General features: G+C 41.2%; 18 protein-coding genes and 2 tRNA genes. 13 read left to right on the top strand and 7 right to left on the bottom strand.

All coding sequences use genetic code 11. The features are described 5' to 3' along the window. Both EHS11_RS17400 and EHS11_RS17405 read right to left on the bottom strand, forming a co-directional pair. Nucleotides 1-996 carry a spore photoproduct lyase family protein gene (locus EHS11_RS17400; protein ID WP_135765645.1) on the bottom strand — a complete coding sequence of 332 codons (996 nt, stop codon included), beginning with the start codon at nucleotides 994-996 and terminating at the stop codon, nucleotides 1-3. Further along, a complete protein-coding gene (locus tag EHS11_RS17405) occupies nucleotides 989-1,870 on the bottom strand; it encodes a phosphorylase (RefSeq protein WP_135765646.1) in 882 nt (293 codons plus the stop codon). The genes EHS11_RS17400 and EHS11_RS17405 overlap by 8 nt, the downstream gene beginning before the upstream one ends. A 27-nt stretch (nucleotides 1,871-1,897) precedes the next feature. On the opposite strand from EHS11_RS17405, the gene EHS11_RS17410 reads away from it, so the two are divergent. Genes EHS11_RS17410 through EHS11_RS17430 form a run of 5 tightly spaced genes read left to right on the top strand, consistent with a single transcriptional unit; the run spans nucleotide 1,898 to nucleotide 7,411 of the window. Continuing rightward, entirely contained in the window at nucleotides 1,898-2,440 is a 543-nt protein-coding gene (locus EHS11_RS17410; protein WP_281282588.1) for a glutathione peroxidase, read from the top strand. Between the two features lie 18 nt (nucleotides 2,441-2,458). Continuing rightward, nucleotides 2,459-3,331 (top strand): ChaN family lipoprotein, encoded by an 873-nt coding sequence (locus EHS11_RS17415; protein ID WP_246048025.1) that lies wholly within the window; start codon nucleotides 2,459-2,461, stop codon nucleotides 3,329-3,331. Between the two features lie 30 nt (nucleotides 3,332-3,361). Further along, the gene (locus EHS11_RS17420; protein ID WP_135765927.1) at nucleotides 3,362-5,983 is read left to right on the top strand and encodes a transglycosylase domain-containing protein; all 2,622 of its coding nucleotides are present in this window, start codon (nucleotides 3,362-3,364) and stop codon (nucleotides 5,981-5,983) included. A gap of 1 nt (nucleotide 5,984) precedes the next feature. Continuing rightward, nucleotides 5,985-6,929 carry a hypothetical protein gene (locus EHS11_RS17425; protein WP_135765649.1) on the top strand — a complete coding sequence of 315 codons (945 nt, stop codon included), beginning with the start codon at nucleotides 5,985-5,987 and terminating at the stop codon, nucleotides 6,927-6,929. Next, nucleotides 6,929-7,411, top strand: coding sequence for a hypothetical protein (locus EHS11_RS17430; RefSeq protein ID WP_135765650.1), 483 nt, complete (start codon nucleotides 6,929-6,931; stop codon nucleotides 7,409-7,411). Before EHS11_RS17425 ends, EHS11_RS17430 begins: the two co-directional genes overlap by 1 nt. A 2-nt stretch (nucleotides 7,412-7,413) precedes the next feature. On the opposite strand, the gene EHS11_RS17435 is transcribed toward EHS11_RS17430, so the two are convergent. Then, a tRNA-Tyr gene (locus EHS11_RS17435) sits at nucleotides 7,414-7,495 on the bottom strand. A gap of 9 nt (nucleotides 7,496-7,504) precedes the next feature. Beyond that, nucleotides 7,505-7,579 (bottom strand) — tRNA-Thr (locus tag EHS11_RS17440). 113 nt (nucleotides 7,580-7,692) lie between these two features. Between EHS11_RS17440 and EHS11_RS17445 the strand changes: the two genes are divergently transcribed. The 4 genes from EHS11_RS17445 to EHS11_RS17460 are packed head-to-tail and all read left to right on the top strand — an operon-like array spanning nucleotide 7,693 to nucleotide 10,780. Next, nucleotides 7,693-8,058, top strand: a complete 366-nt coding sequence (locus EHS11_RS17445) for a hypothetical protein (RefSeq protein ID WP_425460602.1) — start codon at nucleotides 7,693-7,695, stop codon at nucleotides 8,056-8,058. A gap of 9 nt (nucleotides 8,059-8,067) precedes the next feature. Beyond that, nucleotides 8,068-8,880 (top strand): transketolase, encoded by an 813-nt coding sequence (locus EHS11_RS17450; protein WP_135765652.1) that lies wholly within the window; start codon nucleotides 8,068-8,070, stop codon nucleotides 8,878-8,880. 49 nt (nucleotides 8,881-8,929) lie between these two features. After that, nucleotides 8,930-9,823: a transglutaminase-like domain-containing protein gene (locus tag EHS11_RS17455; RefSeq protein WP_135765653.1), complete on the top strand. Its 894-nt coding sequence runs from the start codon at nucleotides 8,930-8,932 to the stop codon at nucleotides 9,821-9,823. 3 nt (nucleotides 9,824-9,826) lie between these two features. Next, on the top strand, nucleotides 9,827-10,780 hold the full coding sequence (locus EHS11_RS17460; RefSeq protein ID WP_135765654.1) for a polyprenyl synthetase family protein: 954 nt from the start codon (nucleotides 9,827-9,829) through the stop codon (nucleotides 10,778-10,780). 3 nt (nucleotides 10,781-10,783) lie between these two features. On the opposite strand, the gene EHS11_RS17465 is transcribed toward EHS11_RS17460, so the two are convergent. Both EHS11_RS17465 and EHS11_RS17470 read right to left on the bottom strand, forming a co-directional pair. Then, the gene (locus EHS11_RS17465) at nucleotides 10,784-12,991 is read right to left on the bottom strand and encodes a sensor histidine kinase (RefSeq protein ID WP_135765655.1); all 2,208 of its coding nucleotides are present in this window, start codon (nucleotides 12,989-12,991) and stop codon (nucleotides 10,784-10,786) included. An 18-nt stretch (nucleotides 12,992-13,009) separates the two neighbouring features. Next, on the bottom strand, nucleotides 13,010-13,813 hold the full coding sequence (locus tag EHS11_RS17470) for an LIC10920 family plasminogen-binding lipoprotein (protein WP_246048028.1): 804 nt from the start codon (nucleotides 13,811-13,813) through the stop codon (nucleotides 13,010-13,012). Nucleotides 13,814-13,819: 6 nt separating this feature from the next. Between EHS11_RS17470 and EHS11_RS17475 the strand changes: the two genes are divergently transcribed. Genes EHS11_RS17475 through EHS11_RS17490 form a run of 4 tightly spaced genes read left to right on the top strand, consistent with a single transcriptional unit; the run spans nucleotide 13,820 to nucleotide 18,773 of the window. Then, nucleotides 13,820-15,628 (top strand): chloride channel protein, encoded by a 1,809-nt coding sequence (locus tag EHS11_RS17475; RefSeq protein WP_135765656.1) that lies wholly within the window; start codon nucleotides 13,820-13,822, stop codon nucleotides 15,626-15,628. 60 nt (nucleotides 15,629-15,688) lie between these two features. Then, nucleotides 15,689-16,228, top strand: coding sequence for an ATP-dependent zinc protease family protein (locus EHS11_RS17480; RefSeq protein ID WP_135765657.1), 540 nt, complete (start codon nucleotides 15,689-15,691; stop codon nucleotides 16,226-16,228). 2 nt (nucleotides 16,229-16,230) lie between these two features. Next, a complete protein-coding gene (locus EHS11_RS17485) occupies nucleotides 16,231-17,826 on the top strand; it encodes a 7TM domain-containing protein (protein WP_135765658.1) in 1,596 nt (531 codons plus the stop codon). After that, the gene (locus EHS11_RS17490; protein WP_135765659.1) at nucleotides 17,823-18,773 is read left to right on the top strand and encodes an alpha-L-glutamate ligase-like protein; all 951 of its coding nucleotides are present in this window, start codon (nucleotides 17,823-17,825) and stop codon (nucleotides 18,771-18,773) included. The genes EHS11_RS17485 and EHS11_RS17490 overlap by 4 nt, the downstream gene beginning before the upstream one ends. A gap of 4 nt (nucleotides 18,774-18,777) precedes the next feature. Here the strand turns inward: EHS11_RS17490 and EHS11_RS17495 are convergent, their stop codons facing one another. Next, nucleotides 18,778-19,314 carry a DUF6580 family putative transport protein gene (locus tag EHS11_RS17495; RefSeq protein ID WP_135765929.1) on the bottom strand — a complete coding sequence of 179 codons (537 nt, stop codon included), beginning with the start codon at nucleotides 19,312-19,314 and terminating at the stop codon, nucleotides 18,778-18,780. Nucleotides 19,315-19,366: the final 52 nt, after the last annotated feature.

Below are 19,366 nucleotides of genomic sequence, written 5' to 3' on the forward strand. Positions count from 1 at the left end.
TTAGTAACTGAGTTTTATCTTCGAATCTTCAATCCAATCCGATAACAAGGAACGAATCGAATGTATCATCTCTTCGTTTTCGGATGCACTGTAGGAAACAACTCCGTCCTTTTTTTGGAATGGATAAAAGAGAACAGCCGTATCTTGTCTTAAGTCCTGCATGTTTTTCAGAAAGTCGGCATTCATCCTGAAGCTACCAATGCTGAAATCCATGATCTTTTCCGAGTTTAGGGTTTTCTTGAACTTTTGGATCAAATCCGAATACGCTTCCTTCCAACCTGGTTCTCTTAAAATAGGATCCAAACAAATCCGCACATTCCATCCGTCTTCACTTGCTTTTTTCAAAGATTGTATTCTTGCTTCCATCGGGGCTGTCTTTTTTTCAATCTGTTTGGAAATACTTTCGGGGGAAACTGTCCAGGCTAAAATCACATTGGGAATCGGTTTTATATCAGCTAATAGTTGATAATTGCTCGATTTGGTCCTGATTTCCAAAACAAGTTCCGGTCTGGATTTTGCAAATTCAATCCAAGCTTTGGTCGCCGGGAAAAATCCTTCCGTTGCCAAAAGATCCGTATCATAAGAGAGGGCAAGATACAGATTGCCCTGTTTTTTCAGGAATTCATCCGTAGATTGGAAAAAATCCTCCCAGTTCACAAATAACACTATATTCCCCGAAGAAAACATACCTTGCAAATAACAATAATCGCAATCGTAAAGGCAATTCAATGCCAGAGTATTATAATAGAATTGCGGATGATCAAAGTTAGGTGAAAAGTCGCTGCCCGGATAAAGGAATTGATCCTTTTTTCTGGCAAGTATCAGTTTTGGAGAAAGTTTTTGAATTCTGAAATCCTGTCCTCTTTTGTTGAACACGTCTTTGTAATGTTTGATTTTAATGATTTCCGAAGATTTGAATCTTTCCAGGATCTGCAAGGTTCTGAAATGATTTTCTATCTCTTCTTCAATATAAATATGAGAAAATGATTTAAACAAGTAATCTCCCGAGCCAGCTTTGGAAGATTTCTTTTGCCATTCGTTTTTCCAGTTTTTTTTCTTCCGGGGGGAATTGGGGAAGAGGAATCTTCGAATCGGGGTGTCTCAATTTGAAATATAAAATCGTTTTTTCCAGTTCAACTAACATAGATTCTGTGAAATTAAGACTTTCTCCTATGTTCCTCCAATGTGTTTTTTCGGAATCAGGAAGGAGCTCTTCTTTTTCCCAGTCAAACGGTTTTAAAAAATCGGATAATAACGGCTCGATCGTTTTTTCCGTATAACCGGTCACTTTGTCTTCCGTACAAAATGTACCTTCCAGATGGTCGGATATGATCTTTCCCACTTGGATTTGTTCCAGTTCGAAATAGAGACTTGCTGCTTCGAAAAAACCGCTGGCTTCCATATCGACCAGGTCGACCGACTTTGACTCCTCTTCCGTCAATTCCCTAAAGTTCGGAAAGGGTTTCGTCTCCTGATCCTTTGAAAAACTCACCGGTCTGTCGAATGTGGTAAGGTGCGCTTCGGCTTTGAGTGAAAAAGATTCGATTCGTTCGGGAAAATATTCCTTTTTCGTAGAATCATCTGTTATGCGGTTGATCCAGAAAAAATCACCCAAAGATTTGTTCGGGGATGTGGTACCTGCGACACCCAAATTCCATACCCTACAGTATTTTCTTTCTTCTTTCGGGATTTTGTGGCTGATCTCTCCGAGAGCAAGTGCTGCCGCCAATTTCCCCACACCAGTCACTGCCAGAATGTGTTCAGGAGTGCGAAAGTATCTGAATCTGCCTTGGGCCGGGTCTGGTTTTGCCCCAAGCGCCCTGATCCAGGGTTTCGCTTCCGAAACTAAAGCAAATGTGATCACTCCCATGGTCTAATCTTTTGTCCGGGGGCATGCATGCAAAGAAAACTTTTACTAGCAATCTTCTTCTTCATCTATTTACCATTACATTCAGGAGAAAAAAAAATGTCATTCCATGATTTCCATTCCCAAACCATCCAAGGCAAAGATATCTCCCTTTCCGATTATAAAGGCAAAGTGGTGCTTGTTGTCAATGTAGCATCTAAATGCGGTTATACGCCACAATACGGCGGATTGGAAGAGCTTCGTAAGGATTATAAAGACAAAGGATTTGCCATCATCGGATTTCCTTGCAACGATTTCGGCGGACAAGAGCCCGGAACGGAAGCCCAAATTGCGGAATTCTGCCAATTGAATTTCGGTGTGAGCTTTGATATGATGAAAAAGATCAAGGTGCTCGGAAAAGACAAAGACCCGATTTACCAGTTTTTAATAGAAAATGCTCCTGAAAAAGGAGATGTGAAGTGGAACTTTGAAAAATTCCTAATCGATAAAGACGGTAAGGTGAAAGCCCGTTTTCCTTCTGCCGTAAAACCGGAAAGCGAAGAATTGAAAAAAGCTGTCGAAAGTTTATTATAATAAAGGGTGTCTTGTTTGTTGCGAAGGTTTTCTATTTTATTTCTGATTGGTTTTGCAGTATCGATTGCAGCGGAAGAAGTTTCTTCTTTGAAAATTTGGAATTCCAAAACAAAATCCTATGGAGATTGGTCTGAGATTCTGAAACAAGCGGAAGAGTATGATGTTGTCATTTGGGGAGAAGAACATGATGACGAGGAAGGCCATAGAGCCGAACTTGCCTTTTTTCAAAAATTCACCGGCAGTTTTCCTGCTTCCGCGTTGAGTTTGGAAATGTTGGAAAAAGACCAACAGCTGATTTTGGATGAATATGCGAAAAATGTCATTCCCGACAGGCAATTGTTAGCTGGCAGCAATCACTGGAAAAATTTTGCATCCGACTATTACCCTTTGGTCAAACATGCAAAGGAATCTTCTTCTTCCATTGTTTGCGCCAACCCTCCCCGCCGTTATGTGAATGCAGTGGCACGAAAGGGAACGGTTGCCTATTCCGATTTTTCCAATGAGGTTTATCATTGGATTCCGGAAGCCCATACCTTAAAACAGAATATTTCTCCGGGTTATCATACCAAATTATTGTCTATGTTCCAAGCGGATCATAGTCGGGATTCGGAGCCAAAGTCCAATCTACCCGGCCCGGAAAATATGATACTCGCACAGTTTATGTGGGACCAAGGAATGGCGGAGTCGATTTCGCGTGAAATCTACCGTTCCGGGCGTAAAATCTTTCATGTGAACGGTCGTTTTCATAGTGATGACGAGGGAGGAGTTGTATTTCGTCTGCGTAAAATGGGGCACAAAGTTTTGGTTTTGTCAGTTTTTCCCGAGGGAAAAGAAGAAGAAGGGGATTTCTCGAAATTAGGTGATTTTGTAATTTTAACAAAGGGCCGATAAACAGAAGAGAGAGTTCCTATGCAGGCAAATATAAGTGCACCATCTCCCAAATATCTTTGCCCCCATTGCAAAAAGGCTTCGCGCCTTCCCCAACCTTTGCCAGAAAACGGGTTGTTTCAACTAACATGCGCTCATTGCCAGGAAAAGGTCGTCCTAAAATTCGAAAATTATAATTTCGAAGTCGATCGTGTTATACCTGCTAAGCGGCAGGAATCCGTTACCCTGCAGGAATCTGAGAAAAACATTAACATTGCAAATACGGAGCCGGAACAAAAGCCTTTGTTTGAAAAAAGAGTCGTAAGAGAAAGAGAGCCGGAAAAACCTTTTTTCAAAAAAGAAGAAAAAAAACCGAATTACCCTCGAAGCGAGAAAAAACCTCTTCCGGCCTGGCTCACTTCTTCCCGACCGCAAACTGTACCCGTTCCGAAAAGACCTAGGATCAAATCGGACTTATCTTTTTTAAAAGTCGGATTCACAGTTACCGCATTTGCGCTTTTTTTATTTATCATCGTTTTTGCTTACTTCATCGCCGGAGTATTTCAAATCAAAAAGGAAGTTCCCGATCTACTGATTTCCCTTTCAAAGAATATTCCCACAAAGATTTTGGATCGTAACGGAAATGTTGTCAGTGAAATTTTTCAAAAGCGGACTTCCACCTTGCACTTGCAAGACTACCCGGAAGATATGATTTCCATTCTTTTGAATATCGAAGATCAAAAGTTTTTTTCCCATGGCGGAATTGACTATGTTGCGATTTTACGGGCTTTGGGAAAAAACATAATCGGCTTTAGCTATAAGCAGGGTGCTTCTACCATTACCCAACAATTGGCAAGGATCATCATTGACGACAGAAGAAAGAGTCTAACACGTAAAATACGGGAAGCTCAGCTTGCTTTTGCTCTGGAATCGGTGATGTCCAAAGAAGAAATTTTGGAAACTTATATGAACCATGTTTATCTCGGACATGGTGCGTTCGGTTTTGGGGAGGGTGTGAAATTCTATTTTCATAAAAACCCTCAGGAACTTTCGCGCGAAGAGATGTTGTTACTTGCATCCCTTCCCTCCGCCCCCAATAAATACTCTCCTTTGAAAAATCCCGAGGACTCTTACAAAAGAGTGAGGGCGATACTTGCGATGTTTCGGAATCGGGGGATTTTTCCCAATCTGCAAAAGGATAAATTCGCTTCTCTATATCATAACTTTTCCACACGTTCGCCGAATGAAACCGTATTCGGAGCAAGACAGGACATCGCCCCTTATGTAACCGAGCATATACGAACCATTCTTTCCTCCATTGCGGGGGATAAAAATATTTACGAGAACGGCGGTTATACGGTTGAAACCACTTTGGACCGCAACATTCAGGAAATCATCAGCCCTCTCGTTCGGTCGTATTTGGCCAAAGCGGTCAAGTCGGGGAAAATTCAGAAAAAACTGATTCGGAAATTGCCCGATAGCTCCGAGGAAAAGGCCATCAAACAAAGGTTTGAGGATGTGTCTTTGATCAATGATTTCCTCTGGGAAGCCGACTTTACGGAGAATTCCAAGGAATCGGGAATCCAGGCTGCGATCGTAGGCATTCAACCGAATACCGGAGAGATTCTTTTCCTTCACGGAGGTCAGGAGTTCAATAGCAATAATCAATTCAATCGCGCCATTCAAATGAGACGTCAGACGGGTAGTTCCATCAAAGCAGTGTTATATGCTTCGGCGATTGATTCCGGAGTGATCCAATCGGGAACCAAAATCCTGGACGCTCCTCTTTATTATAGAGGTGGTGGGGGAAAGGAATGGTCTCCTGACAACTTGGGTGGGACTTTTGACGGAGAGATTTCCCTTCGTACTGCTTTGATCAAATCCAAAAATACCGCAGCAGTTCAGGTTGCGGAAAGACTAGGTTATTCCGGAATCGAAAATTATTTTACCAAATTCTTTTTCCCCAACGCGGGTGAAAAAAAAGCAAGGTTTCGGGGAGATCTTTCTTTGGCATTGGGGACTTTAGAAATCTCTCCCTTGGAAATGGCTTCGGCTTTCACCGCATTTGTAAACCAAGGAACGGTGAAACGTCCCTTTCTGATTAGAAAAATTACCAATTCCCGTGGAATGGTTTTGTATGACCTGAAAGATATGGACGAATTTAAACTGAAGCTTCCGAACGAAAGACAAGTCATTCGTCCCGATACTGCTGAAGTCATGATTTCACTTTTAAAGGACAGCGGTCGTGCCAGTGGAGTACGAAACGGCGGTTATACGGGAGAAGTTGTCGGTAAAACGGGAACAACCAATGATTATAAGGATGCTTGGTTTGTGGGCGCGAGGCCCGAAGTTTCGCTTGCCGTTTGGATTGGTTATGACAATCCTAAATTCGGGATGGGTGGGAGCGGACTCGGAGGAGCACTAGCAGCGCCTCTCTGGGGTGAAATTCTAAGCATAGTCGATCGGAACCATTTTATCGCGCGTAAAGATTTTACTCCTCCTGTTTACAGCAAGATCCATCATATTTGTCCTATCTCCGGAAAGGAAGCGGGTCTTCATTGCCCGAATCCTGCAAACGAACTTTATCTTTCGGATTATCCGCCTAGCGGTGTTTGTACGGACGATCATAAACTTCCCAATTTGGAAAACAGGGATTTGATGAAGAGTTTGTTTTAGTATGAAAAAGATTTTATGCCTTCTCTTTTTTTCCGTCGGGATTTATGCAAATGAGGCGGCTCGTTACCAAAAAGCTTACGAGATGGAAAAAAAAAGCACTCTTTTCGCCATTCCTCTTTATGAATCTTCTTTGCAAACCGCAGGTTCCGCAAACCTGAAAAAAGCGGCCGTTAGTCGGTTGTTCTTTCTTTATAAAAAACACAATAAAATCATAGAAGCAATTCTTTTGGGGACGCGGTTTTCGAATATCATTAACTCCAAGGAAAAAGCCAGTTTATGGAAGAGTCTGACGGAGATCTACCGTCCTTTGTCCTACGGGGAGTTGACGGCTGCTTATTCTCTAGCAATCAAAACAAATCCTGACAATTATTCGGATTTGTTGCAGTATCTTCATTCTCTAAACCAACCGAAATTATTCGAGTTCGTATATATCGTATTGTACAAAAGAAAACAGTATGAAACCCTGAATCTTCTTTTTATCCAAGACCATTCTCTCTCCAAATCTCCGTTATACGAAGGTATCGTTCTTTTGAAATTGAATCCTGAACAAGGAAAAGAATTTATCTTATCCTGGGGTTTCGGATTTGATAAGGACAATCCTACCAAATCCGATCTTTTATATCTATTAGGTCATTATTTCAGAAATACGGGAGATTATGATTCGTCCGCACGTTATTTCAGAATGAGCGCATCCTTTCACTGGCAGGAGCGCGCCAAATTGGAAGCGGCAAAGTCTCTTGTCTTGGGAGGAAAGTTCAGTGAAGCATGTCAAAGTTTTAGTTTTACTTCTTCGCCCAATGAAGAGGTCGGTCAGCTTCTGTATTTGATCTGTACAAAAAAAGATAAGGATTTTCTCGGTGAGATCCGTTCGAGTATCACTGCACTTGGTGCAAAAGAAGGCGGAGAATTTTTTCAAAAAGTAAATCAAGCCTTGGAGAAATGGTAATGACCCGATTATTCCTTTTTAAGAAATTTTACTATCCTGGTCTTGCATTTCTGTTTTTTCTTTTCTTGTCCGGGGGATTGTATTCGGAATCGAATTTTTTATCGTTGGAAGACAGGGAAAGATTTTTGAATTTTCAAGGAAAGAGCGTAGGTGAGATTTTTCTATGTCAGTCCGAAAACAAAAAGGTATTCGGAAAAAATACTGCTTTAAGTAGCGAGTGTTATGCTATTGAGCAAAATCCGATCTCAAATGCCTTGGCGTTATTTTTGGAACAGGCCCGCACGGAAGAGTCGCAGTTCGGTTTTTATACGACCGATGGAAAACAAATTCATCCGGAATGGGAAGAAGAAGGTTACGGCAGGCTAGTCCTTCTTTCTTTTGTGATCACAAACAAACAGCAGTTATTTGTTCAGGTTGTCCGAAAGGACAAGGCTTATTTTTTCTTGAGGACTATTCCTGGGAACTGGGTCAGATCCGAGTGAATTGGGCAGGGAAGGATTCGAACCTTCGAAGACATAGTCAGCAGATTTACAGTCTGCCCTCGTTGGCCACTTGAGTACCTACCCGAGAAAAAATGGAGCCGCCTGAGGGATTTGAACCTCCGACCGGCTGTTTACAAAACAGCTGCTCTACCACTGAGCTAAGGCGGCGCGTGCTTTCCAATTTTCGGGAAAACGCTCTAAGGTCAAATAAAAATTCACTTTGTATCGGAGAGAAGTCGGACAAGATGGCTTAAGTGGCTTTATTTCTCATTCACAGCCTGATGAGTCTCTCCCTAATTTGTTTCTATACCGGGTATTTTTTCCGAAAAAGGAACCTTTTTGCCCATAGGATCTGGAATCTTTCCGGAGTGGGATTCAATCTTTCCGCAGCAATTTACCTGCTTGCCATGAAGTATTTGTTAGGTGGCATTGAAGCTCATTCCATCTTTCCGGCAGTCGCAAATTGGATCATCCAAACTCACAGATTTTTTGCCCTAGTAGCATTAATTATGATGCTTGTCATGGCATATTCGGGAATAAAAAGAAAAAGAAATTTGCACGTAAAGCTACATCGTATCTTTTTACCTTTATACACCGTTGTTTATGTTTCCGGTCTTATTATATTTCAAACCCATCCCATCTCATAAGGTATAAAAATGAGCGCTATCGACACAGCTAAGAAGTTCGCAAAAGACATTCGTATACAGGTAATCAAAATGGTTACTGCCGCAAATTCAGGACATCCCGGCGGGCCATTGGGTCTTGCCGATATCTATGCGGCATTATATACTAATATACTAAAGCATGATCCTAAGAATCCCGAGCTGCCTACTAGGGATCGTTTGATCCTTTCCAACGGACATGTATGTGCCGTCAGATATGCTGCGATGGCTCTCTCCGGATATTTTCCGGTGGAAGATCTGCTTACTTTCAGAGGGATCAACTCTTATTTGCAAGGTCACCCTTCTACCAGATATATGAAAGGGATCGAATCCAGTTCAGGGTCACTCGGACAAGGGTTATCCGTTTCTGTCGGTTATGCGCTTGCTGCCCGGCTTAAAAAAGAAACCTATAAAATTTATACATGTATCTCCGACGGTGAGTGCGGAGAAGGAATGACTTGGGAAGCTGCCCAGTCTGCGGTTCACTACAAAGTGGACAATTTGATCGCATTCATGGATAGAAACTATATTCAGATCGACGGCAATACGGAAGACGTTATGAAACTGGAACCGTTGGATGAAAAATTCAGAACCTTCGGTTGGAACGTGATCAATGCAGACGGACATAATATGGAAGAGATCTTTGCCGCGTTTGAAAAAGCAAACTCGCATTCGGGTAGTCCTACTTTGATTGTGTTTAGAACTATCCTTGGCAAAGGTGTCTCATTTATGGAAAATAATCCTAAATGGCATGGCACTCCGCCAAACAAAGAGCAAGAAGCGCAAGCTCTTTCGGAATTATCATAATTCTAATTTCTTCGATTGACACTGGGAATAGAATTCCCAGTATTCTTGCATGGGACAGGCTCATCATCCAAACTTTTCTTCTGACGACATAACCCGCCTCCTATATGATTGGGAGATTGCACCTCCGGAAAAAAAACGTTTTATTCTAAAGATGATCGCTTCTCGTATTCCTTGGCAGATGTCCATTGATGAAGCGACGGAAGAAGTGAAAGATCCTTTCCTTCGCATCATGGCCCGCAATATTTCCGATGATATTTTCAATTTGAGAGTTCGCCATAGTTTCTTTAAACTCACTCTTCGCGGAAATCCCAATCATTATAAGGATTTGGAAGAGGCAGTGGTTCATCTTTCCAGTCTTGGATACCCTAGTCAAAGTTATGCGGAGATCAAAAAGGAATTGGATCGTATTTCACTCCGTGTTTTCGAGCTTTTTGACGAACATTCCGGCCATTTGACGGAAGAAATGAAAGTCCAAATCCTTTGTAAGGTTTTATACCAGGAAGAAGGTTTTGTAGGAAATATTCAAAATTACAATGACCCAGCCAATTCTTATCTTTTTCACGTATTAAAATCCAGATTGGGAATACCTATTTCTCTCTCCGTTATATATTTGTTAGTTGCCCAGAGGGTGGGGATGCCTCTTTTCGGAACCAATCTGCCTTTGCATTTTTTATTGCAATATGAGTCAGGTAGTTATTTTACCTATATAGATCCGTTTCATGGCGGAGTGCTTTTGGATAGATTTACTTGTGAAAAGTTTTTAGAGGCAAACGGTTATCCTTTGACCCCAAAATATTTCACTAAAGCGAGCACTCTTTCCATCATCAAACGTATGTGTCGTAATTTGCTTCATATTTACAGAGACGGTCAGAAAAAAGATATGGAAGATCTGATGAAAGAGCAGCTTTCTATTTTAGAAAGTCGTTCTACCCATGTCGAATAGATTATGCCGATATCTCTCTCTCTTGCCAAAATCATTTCCCGGGTAGATAAAAATCTTTATTCTATCATCGGGGAAGATCTTTCCGTTTTAAAAAAGATCAAATCTTTTGTCATTGAATCCGGAGGCAAAAGAATCCGTCCTCTCACTCATTATCTTTTTTGCGAACTGCTCGAATACAAAGGCAAAGATTGGGCGGATGTTGGTGCCGTTGCGGAATTGATTCATGCCGCAAGTCTTTTGCATGACGATGTGGTGGATCATGCGTCAGTTCGTCGGGGAAAACCGACGGTTGGAGCTCGGTTTGGAAATAAGACTGCGATCTTGGCAGGAGATTTTCTATTGGCATGCGGAATCCAAAGATTGAATTCTTTGGAAAACCCAAAGCTAATGACTTTATTTTCCAGAGTGCTTCGGGATCTTTCCGTAAGCGAACTCATCCAAATGGAATGGGAAAAAAATCCAAAGATCACTTTGAAGATTTATGATTCGGTGATTTACGGGAAAACAGCCTCCCTGTTCGGTGCTTGCACGGAAAGTGCGGGAGTCCTTGCCAAACGTTCTGAAAAGGAAAATATTCTGCTTTCGGATTTCGGAGTGAGGCTCGGGAAACTATTTCAAAAGAAAGATGACTGTTTGGATTATTTTACCAATTCGAAGGACAGTGGAAAAGAATTTCTAAAAGATTTTAAAAACGGATTGTTCACCTATCCCATATTAGTTCTTCGGGACAAAGCAAACGGAAAGGAAAAAAAAGAGATCCATTCCCTTTTTGCAAAAGATGAAAGAACATCCGTAGATGATGAAAAGATTTTATCCATGTTGTCCGATAAACAGATCAAAAGGATTTTGGATGATGAATTCGAAAAAGAAAAATCCTATTTTCTGAAATTCTTATCCGGTTACAAAGACTCGGAAGCAAAGTCACTTCTCGTGGCTCAGATTGAAAAGTTTTCTTAAGTTTTAGACTTCCACATATTCAATCACAGGTAGATTGATGATAAATTCGGTTTTGCCTTCTTCCGATTCCAATCGAATGGTTCCTCCGTGTTTTTCTACAATTGACTTGGTAAGGTCAAGTCCAAGCCCGCTTCCTTCCCCCGGATTTTTGGTAGTGAAAAACGGGTCGAATACCTTTTTTTGGATTTCGATAGGTATGCCAGGGCCGTTGTCTCTGATCCTGATTTCGATGGTCGTTTCTTCTTTTTTCTGAGTCATTAGAATCAAGTTGCCCTTGTCGTTCATTGCTTGTAATGCGTTCAAAATAATATTTGTCCAAACCTGAACGATTTCTTCGGGCCAACCTAACACATTTGCATTGTATAAAAAAGTTTTTTTGAGAGAGACCTTGTTTTTCATTTTGTATTGGTAGATGGTAAGAACCGTCTCTATACTTTCCACAAGATCAAATATCCTTTTCTCTTCCAGCCTGCTTACTCTTGAAAAGTTTTTTAATGCGGAAATGATTTTGGAAGCGCGATCCACCGCAATTTTAACAATAGATAGGTGCAGATTGATGTTTTTCTGGTTGATGATATAATCTATTACGTTTTTGTTTTTGTGGCCTAGGATGTCGATATCGTTTTGTGTCGGGGATTCTATCCCCACATCCAATAATTTTTCTATTGTGTTCTCGTCATAATCGAATTGATTTTCAGATAAGATCGTTTTTAAATTTTTCTTTTTTTCCTTTCTTTCCGTATAACTGGAAACAGTGCCAATATCGTAATCTTTGCAAATGATATCAATGAGCTTGGTCAGTTCATCCATCGTAAGATCGCTCAGGATTTCTTTCGTTTTTTCCAAGGTTTTGATTTCGTGTTCCGATACCGCTGATAATGTTTCCGACGACGCTTTGATTGCACTCAAAGGGTTGTTTAATTCATGCGCAATACCTGCTACAAGCTTGCCCAGTTCATTCATTTTTTCCGAATAAACAAGTTGGTTTTGCGTTTGTTTGAGATAGTTTAATGTTTCTTCGAGATTTTTTTTCTGTTCTTGTAGTTCGATAGTTCTTTCAAAAACCATATTTTCCAAATTTGTATTTTGTCTTTGAATGATTTTTTCCTTTTCCTTGCGCAAGCGAACGTTAGTTCTTGAAATTGCTATGGTAAATATGATCATTTGAACTGCTGCACCGATATCGCTTGATTGGTTTAAAATGGAAGTGGAAGTAAAAACTCCTAAATTTGTAAGTACATGGGTAGATGTTCCCAATTGCCTTACTAGACATGCTATAAAAAACACAACTCCTTGTTTCGTTTTAAGGACTATGGCATAAATTCCAAAAGAAAGTGCAAACAAACTGACTACCAAATTGTTCGTGTACATTACTTTTATATATTCCTGAACGCCTATAATGTTTATAAATGAAGTGAAAGGGATAATATAAAGATAGATTACCAAAGATTTGTCAATATTAGGAAACAGTTTTTTCGTCTGCATGAACTCGCGAAAAAACAAGATCATCGAAAAGGGAGTGAGTACTACAAATGGAGCGGCAATTTTACTCCAATAGGGCGTATCGTAAAATACGGAAGTAAAAAGGAGTCCGGACCGAAATGTATTTGCGAAGCTGACTGAAAATGTGGAGAAGGCCAGGTATAGATATATTTTTTCTGCGGTGAAAATCCACTGAGTAATTCCAAAGACGATGACCAAAGTGGAGATTCCAATATAGATCCCCTGTATAATGGATGTTAGGCTGACGAAGCGGAGCAGCTCTTCCTTATGAAACGGAGTAAAATTGATTCTATGCGTATCTTCATTATGAACTTTTAGATAATAGTCTCCTTTTTCCTGAAAATCATAGATAAAACCGTAAACGAAAAATTCGGAAGGATCATAAGGCCTGTAAATCCCAGAAAGTTTGGACCAAACGATAGATCCGTTTCGGACCAGATAGATATCGATTTCACCAAGTTGAGGATTCCCCATGTAAAGATAAGGAGGAGAGTTTTTTTTCTCGGGATAACTAATCTTATACCAGGCGGATGCTTTATAGAAACCTAGATAATGGTCTCTCCGGACAAGTTGTTTTAATTTTTCCCCGGAAAGACTTTTTTGGAAAGCCTTCGGACTTGTGTCGTCCACCGGAGATTGGATTTCATAAATAGTTTGCGAATGAAGGGCGAATTGAAATAAAAATAGTAAAAGACCGACTAATTTCAAAGTCTCATCAGACTCAGGTTATTGTGCTACCACGTTCGGTGAATTGCATTTGACTTGTCCTGAAATAGTAATCGCCGTTCCACTACCACTTGCTGCTATATAACAGGTCTGATTGTTGATCGTATAACAGGTAGTTGTGGTAGTCGTAGTTGCCGCAGTACAATTGACATTGTCCAAAGTGGGGCAAGTGCTTGTGGAAGTACTTGTACTCGAGTCCGTAGCATAACCATTCAAATTTAAACTGATATCGAAACTGGGAATCTCCTGGCTTGTTGTCAAACTTGTGTTGATATTGATTCCTGATGAACTCCAACTTACCGATCCTAAAGTCCCGGTAGCTGTTTTGGCAAAGGCACCACCTGTGAGAATAAAACCTTGCTGCGTGTTAATGGTTCCTTTGGTCTGCATATAATCGTAAGTGTATCTCATACTCAGAGTCTCTTTTGTTTTGAAGGTCAATATGGAGACTATGGAAAATTTCGTACTGGTTGTTGTTGAGGAAGAAGTGGCAGTGGTCGTCGTCGTACCTGTTGTGGTCGAGGAAGTTGTGGCGGGACTTGCGGTTCCGCAACTGGAAGTCACGTCCGTATCGATCTCACCTAGAAAAAAGGGATTGCTACTCACGAGACCCAGCAGGTTGATATTTGCTTCGTTGTCGTTTTTAGTTGTACAACCGGAAAAAGCCAGAACAAGCGAGAAAGGGATTAGAGTGAATTTCGACCACATACTTTCATTCTTTCCTCCTCCGAAATGATCGGTCAAGAGGATTCCTAAAGTAAAAATTGTTTTTCCTTGGTAAAAAAAATAGATTTTGGGAACCATGGTTTTATGGTTTTTGGAATCAACATTCGTTCCCTTTTTTCCATTCAAGGACCCAAATCCATTTATGTCTACTCGCTACTGATCGGACTGTTGTCAGGCTTTGGGGCCTATGGTTTTAATTTTATTTTGGCTTTCGTGGAAAGTGTGAGTTTCGGGACATTGATCGGATTTGACCCGGGAGTTCCTGCAGGGGATCGGTTTTTTTCTTTCGAACATGGAAATTATCCCCTCAATAATCTTTGGCTGTTTTTTTTACCAGCTATCGGTGGTTTGCTTGCAGGAATCATCACTTATTTTTTTTGCCCGGAAGCGGCGGGTGGAGGAACGGATTCGCTCATCCATTCCTTTCATTATAATGAGGGGAAGATTCATTGGAAGGTTCCTTTTTACAAAGCAATTGTCACCATCCTTACTTTAGGGAGCGGAGGTTCGGGAGGTAAGGAAGGACCTACCGCGCAAATCGGAGCTGGGTTCGGATCCACTCTGGGAAATATTTTGGGAGTGGGAGCAAGGGCCCGCAGAACTTTGATGTTAGCGGGTACGGCGGGCGGGCTCGGGGCTATTTTTCGTGCACCGTTAGGTGGTGCCATGACTGCAGTCGAAATGGTGTACAAGGAAGATATCGAAAGTGACTCTCTTGTTCCTTGCATTCTTTCTTCCGTGACGGCTTATTTAACATACTCTTCCCTGGCGGGAAGGGGTTCCATTTTTGAAGTTCAGGTATACACTCTTCACGACTACAGACATATCCCGATTTATTTGTTTATGGGGCTTCTATGTTTTGCCGTCGGTTATCTTTTTGTTCGATTTTACCATTTCATACAGGACTTTTTTACAGGTTTGAAGATTCCCAATTATTATAAACCGGCGATCGGCGGTTTGGTGGTTGGAGCAATTGCTCTTTTTTTTCCGGAAGTGCTCGGTTCGGGATTCGGTCTTTTGCAAAAGATGGTGGACGGAGAAGACATCCGATCCTTTCGATTCGGATTTTACGGCCCTTTGTTTTTACTTTCCATTGCATTATTCAAAGTTGTATCCACTTCGTTTACAGTCGGTTCCGGAAGTTCGGGGGGACTCCTCGGCCCATCTTTTTTTATCGGAGGAATGTTGGGTGCCTTCGTGGGAAGTTTGTCTCAAATGTTATTTCCAGCTTGGAATATCCAGGTTTTCCCTTTTATGTTAGTTGGTATGGGTTCTTTCTTTGCGGGAGTATCACGAGCACCTATTGCCGGTATGGTGATGGTCTGTGATATGATCGGAAGTTACGAATTGTTACCCCCGCTTATGATTGTATCCGTACTTGCCGCCATCCTTTCAAGCAAAATGTCTATTTACCGCAACCAGGTGACTAATCGGTTTTTATCTCCTTCTCATCATTGGGACATGAACCAGGACATCATGGATCGGATTAAAATTTCCCAGCATTTTTCGGAGTTTAGAAAATATGCAGTCATTTCAAATAGCCTCCCACTAACAGAGCTTCAAACCCGTGCTCCTGGAATCCAGGCGAGTGATTTTGTGATCGTAGATCAAAACGAAACTTATAAGGGAATTGTTTCCCTTCGAAAAAATCGGATTTTGCCGGAGCACGAGGAATCTTTACAAAAATTAATTATGTGCGAAGATATCCTTGAATCCGTGCCGAGTTTGTCTCCTTCGAACAGCTTGGGGGAAGGGCTTCGTATTCTATTACAATACGATGTCGATAAGGTAGCGGTGGAAAACGAATTCAAAAAATGCCTGGGGTATCTGCGGTATATCGATTTTTTTCATGCTTACCAAGCTGAAATCCGAATGAACTCACGTAAGAACTAAACCAATCTAAAAAAGCAGTGGATCAGGGGAGAATCCTACCATAACTTGCATATATAGGCGATGAGACATAGATTACTACTCCTAATATGGATTATACTTTTTTCGGCTTTTTTCGGCTGCCTCAGAGGCAATGTCAAAGAGAAAAAACCCGACCCTCATACCAAACCAATCGTCATTCCTCCCCAGTATTTGAAACCTATCATCGGTCGTGTGGAGTGGGTTGAAATTCCCAATTTGAAATTAAGAATCCGGGCAAGGATTGATACCGGTGCCAAAACCTGTTCCATCCATGCAGTGAATATAGAAAAGAAAGCGGAAAACGGAGAAACATACATTTATTTCGATACATTTCTTCCAGATGGTAAAATCACCAGGGTGAGAAGCAAATATTCCAGTGAGACCAAAGTGGTGAGTACCAACGGTCAATCCGAAACCAGGATCGTAGTCCGTGAGATTCTGAAGCTGGGTAAGATCACTGAAGAAGTGAATCTTACTTTGAATGACAGAACCAATTTAACTTATCCTTTTTTAATCGGTCGCAACTTTCTTATGGGGAAGTATCTGGTCGACGTTTCCCTATCGCATGCATTAGGTGATTAGTTGTGGATCGAAAAACATTGATTTTTTTTTCCATATTGGTGCTGATCCCGATATTTAGTTTATTTTACAAATTAAAGATCGCAAATCTTTCCCTTCTCCCTATGCCGATTGAAGATACTTGGAATTTACAGGTGTTTTTATATCCGAAGGAAAATATAGCCTTCACCGAAGCAAATTTCCCCATACCGAAAAACTTCGGTCAGGTGAAAGTGCATAAATGGGAGACTCAGGACCAGGATATGAATTTCAATTTTGTAAAAACGAAATTCGGAAATATGGGATATTGGGAGGGAGAGGATTGGGATGTTGGTCATCCGATCGGTTATTCTGCAAAGGTACAGGTTTCTCCTTATTCCCACAATGATCCTGACTCCGACACTTCGAAAAAGGTTTCTGAAAAACAGATTGATTATATCTCTTTGAAATTCTATCAACCTAAGGAACTTGCAGAAGGAAAAAAGATCCTTGCATCCATCCATCCTTATGATAAGGACAAATTGAATGCCGCAAAACAGATATTTTATTTTGTTTCCGAAGAGGTTTTGAATACCTCCAAAGAAATGAGGCTGGTCGATACTTTACTCGTCAGACAAGGAAATGCCTATTCCAAATCACTGATGTTTTCTTTGCTTTGCAGGTTAAGGGAAATTCCGGTAAGGACTGTTGCCGGTTTTGATTTGCAGAAAGTTTCCGAAAAATCCAAGGACAACAAGGTTCGATTCACGTTTTGGAATGAGATCAGTTTGAACGGAAGATGGTATCATGTTTCCACTTCTAAAGAAATTTTCGGAAACAGGGCGGAGAATTTGCTTCCTCTTTGGAAACGAGTGGAAGAAAAAAGGGATTTAGGTTTTGAATCGTCAACGCTCCGTTATTCGGCATACATTACCCAGGCGAGTGTCAATCGTTATAATTATAAGGAATACAGCGAAGAAGTAAGAGAAACAAATTCCTTTTTGAAATATTATTCACTTTATACGCTTCCTCTCCCTTTGCAGAATTTATTTCGTGTAGTGATTTTGCTTCCTATCGGTGCGATTGTTTTGGGTATAGCCAGGAATTTAATCGGGATTCCTACCTTTGGAATTTTCACACCGATACTGCTTTCCATGTTTTTTTGGGAAACCAATCTATGGTTCGGAATTCTTTTCTTTCTGTCCATGATATTGATCGGGTTTTTTGAAAGATATGCATTGGATAAATTCTATTTATTGGCGGTGCCCAGGCTTTCCATTTTGCTTACGATCACTGTCTTGAGTTTGATATTGTTTTCCATCTGGAATGAAAATTTTTCATTATTCAATAATTTGACGATTACTCTGTTTCCCATTGTAATCACTACGATTTTTATCGAGAGATTTTCCATCATGCTCATTGAAGAGGGTGTAAAAAACACTCTTATCACGCTCGCCGGAACCTTTTTTATAGCGCTTGTTACCTATACTTTGTTTTTGTTTTCTTCCTTGCAGGTTTTGTTCTTTACCCATCCCGAATTGCTTTTGATTGTCATTGCCATACAGCTGTTACTTGGTCAGTACAAGGGATACAGATTGACCGAACTTTTCCGATTTAGGGAAATCTTTTCCAAATTGCAATGATTTCAATACTTCGAAAATTCAAAGAAGCGGGAATACTCGGGATCAACCGGAGGATCGGCGAGTTCATTCTTCCTTTGAATCCCCGAGCGAACTACCCTCTTGTAGATGATAAGTGGCTTACGGCTGAGCTCGCTTCCAAGAACGGGGTCTTTATGCCTCATCATTATTCCATGATTGAAGAATTCGGAAGAGTAAAAGACGTTCCTTTGATTCTTAAAGACCAGTCTTCTTTTGTCGTTAAACCAGCTAACGGTGGTATGGGGAATGGGATTTTGGTCATCGAAAAAACAATCTGGAATGAAACCGGAACTCCTTTCTATCATAAGGTCGGTGGAAAAGTTTTATCATACAAGGATCTTCTTCATCATATCACTGGTATTCTTTCCGGATTATACTCGTTAGATGGAAATTCGGATAGGGCGATTTTTCAAGAGAAACTGGATGCTCATCCCTTTTTTACCGATATCAGTTACCAGGGAATTCCCGATATTCGTGTGATCGTTTATCGTGGTTATCCGGTGATGGCGATGGTTCGTCTGCCTACTAAAGAATCGGGAGGGCGTGCCAACCTTCACCAGGGTGCCATCGGAGTCGGCGTGAAGATAAAGGAAGGAGAGATGACAAAGATTGTTCATAAGGACAAAATCATTTTTTCCCATCCTGACACTGGTTTTCATTTGGAAGGAAAAACCATCCCACATTGGGAGGAGATTTTAGTTCTTGCCTCTTCCTGTTTTGAAATCTCAGGACTCAATTATTTAGGTGTGGATATTGTTTTGGATGAAAGAAGGGGCCCACTTCTTTTGGAAATGAATGCAAGGCCCGGGCTTGGAATTCAGATTGCAAACCAGAAGGGGCTACTCGGTGCGCTTCGCTGGGTGGACGGAATGGACGTATCACCGAACAGTCCACAAAAACGAGTGGAAACTGCCCGGCAGGGGATTTAGAGAGTTAGATTTTTGCTTTGATCGGATCCGTGTTTGTGGTAGGTACCACATTCATTCTTTCCAAGAGATACATCCCCCCGAAAAGAGCTCCCGTATAAACCAAATCTCCCGCGATTGAATTTTGGAAAAAAGGAATCGCAAGCGTAAAACAAGCTGTTAAGCCTTCTCCGTTCAAAGGATACATCCCGGAAGTGAGCCAAACCGCAAAATTGGTAACGATAAAGAAAAGCACGGAGCCGGCCAAAGTATACCCGAGGGTTTTAGGAATAGATCTAGCTGATTGGAGTTTGAATCCGAAATATACCCCAAGTGCCATACAAGGATAGATCACAGGCATCAGGGAATGAAAGCCGAAGTATAAATCGCTGATTAACATAGCCAAAAGGGGAACTGCATAGGCCAAACGTTTGTCCGAAAGGAAGGCTCCGGAGAAAAGTGAAACTGCTAGTAGCGGGGTAAAATTAGGAGGATGGGGCAAAATGCGACTTGTGACTGCGGCCACTACCATCAAAGAGGCTACAAATAATCGGGACTGAAACATATTACTGCAATCGTTTGGCTCGCGCCTGACCAGGGCAAGAGAAAATTTCACT

The organism is Leptospira ilyithenensis (genome assembly GCF_004771005.1).
Classification (GTDB): Bacteria; Spirochaetota; Leptospiria; order Leptospirales; family Leptospiraceae; genus Leptospira_A; species Leptospira_A ilyithenensis.

What these genes read in the sequence shown, in the direction of transcription:
- EHS11_RS17405 (WP_135765646.1), bottom strand. Translation starts at nt 1,870, where the DNA reads ATGGGAGTGATCACATTTGCTTTAGTTTCGGAAGCGAAACCCTGGATC.
- EHS11_RS17410 (WP_281282588.1), top strand. Translation starts at nt 1,898, where the DNA reads ATGCAAAGAAAACTTTTACTAGCAATCTTCTTCTTCATCTATTTACCA.
- EHS11_RS17425 (WP_135765649.1), top strand. Translation starts at nt 5,985, where the DNA reads ATGAAAAAGATTTTATGCCTTCTCTTTTTTTCCGTCGGGATTTATGCA.
- EHS11_RS17430 (WP_135765650.1), top strand. Translation starts at nt 6,929, where the DNA reads ATGACCCGATTATTCCTTTTTAAGAAATTTTACTATCCTGGTCTTGCA.
- EHS11_RS17445 (WP_425460602.1), top strand. Translation starts at nt 7,693, where the DNA reads ATGAGTCTCTCCCTAATTTGTTTCTATACCGGGTATTTTTTCCGAAAA.
- EHS11_RS17450 (WP_135765652.1), top strand. Translation starts at nt 8,068, where the DNA reads ATGAGCGCTATCGACACAGCTAAGAAGTTCGCAAAAGACATTCGTATA.
- EHS11_RS17455 (WP_135765653.1), top strand. Translation starts at nt 8,930, where the DNA reads ATGGGACAGGCTCATCATCCAAACTTTTCTTCTGACGACATAACCCGC.
- EHS11_RS17460 (WP_135765654.1), top strand. Translation starts at nt 9,827, where the DNA reads ATGCCGATATCTCTCTCTCTTGCCAAAATCATTTCCCGGGTAGATAAA.
- EHS11_RS17470 (WP_246048028.1), bottom strand. Translation starts at nt 13,813, where the DNA reads ATGGTTCCCAAAATCTATTTTTTTTACCAAGGAAAAACAATTTTTACT.
- EHS11_RS17475 (WP_135765656.1), top strand. Translation starts at nt 13,820, where the DNA reads ATGGTTTTTGGAATCAACATTCGTTCCCTTTTTTCCATTCAAGGACCC.
- EHS11_RS17480 (WP_135765657.1), top strand. Translation starts at nt 15,689, where the DNA reads ATGAGACATAGATTACTACTCCTAATATGGATTATACTTTTTTCGGCT.
- EHS11_RS17490 (WP_135765659.1), top strand. Translation starts at nt 17,823, where the DNA reads ATGATTTCAATACTTCGAAAATTCAAAGAAGCGGGAATACTCGGGATC.
- EHS11_RS17495 (WP_135765929.1), bottom strand. Translation starts at nt 19,314, where the DNA reads ATGTTTCAGTCCCGATTATTTGTAGCCTCTTTGATGGTAGTGGCCGCA.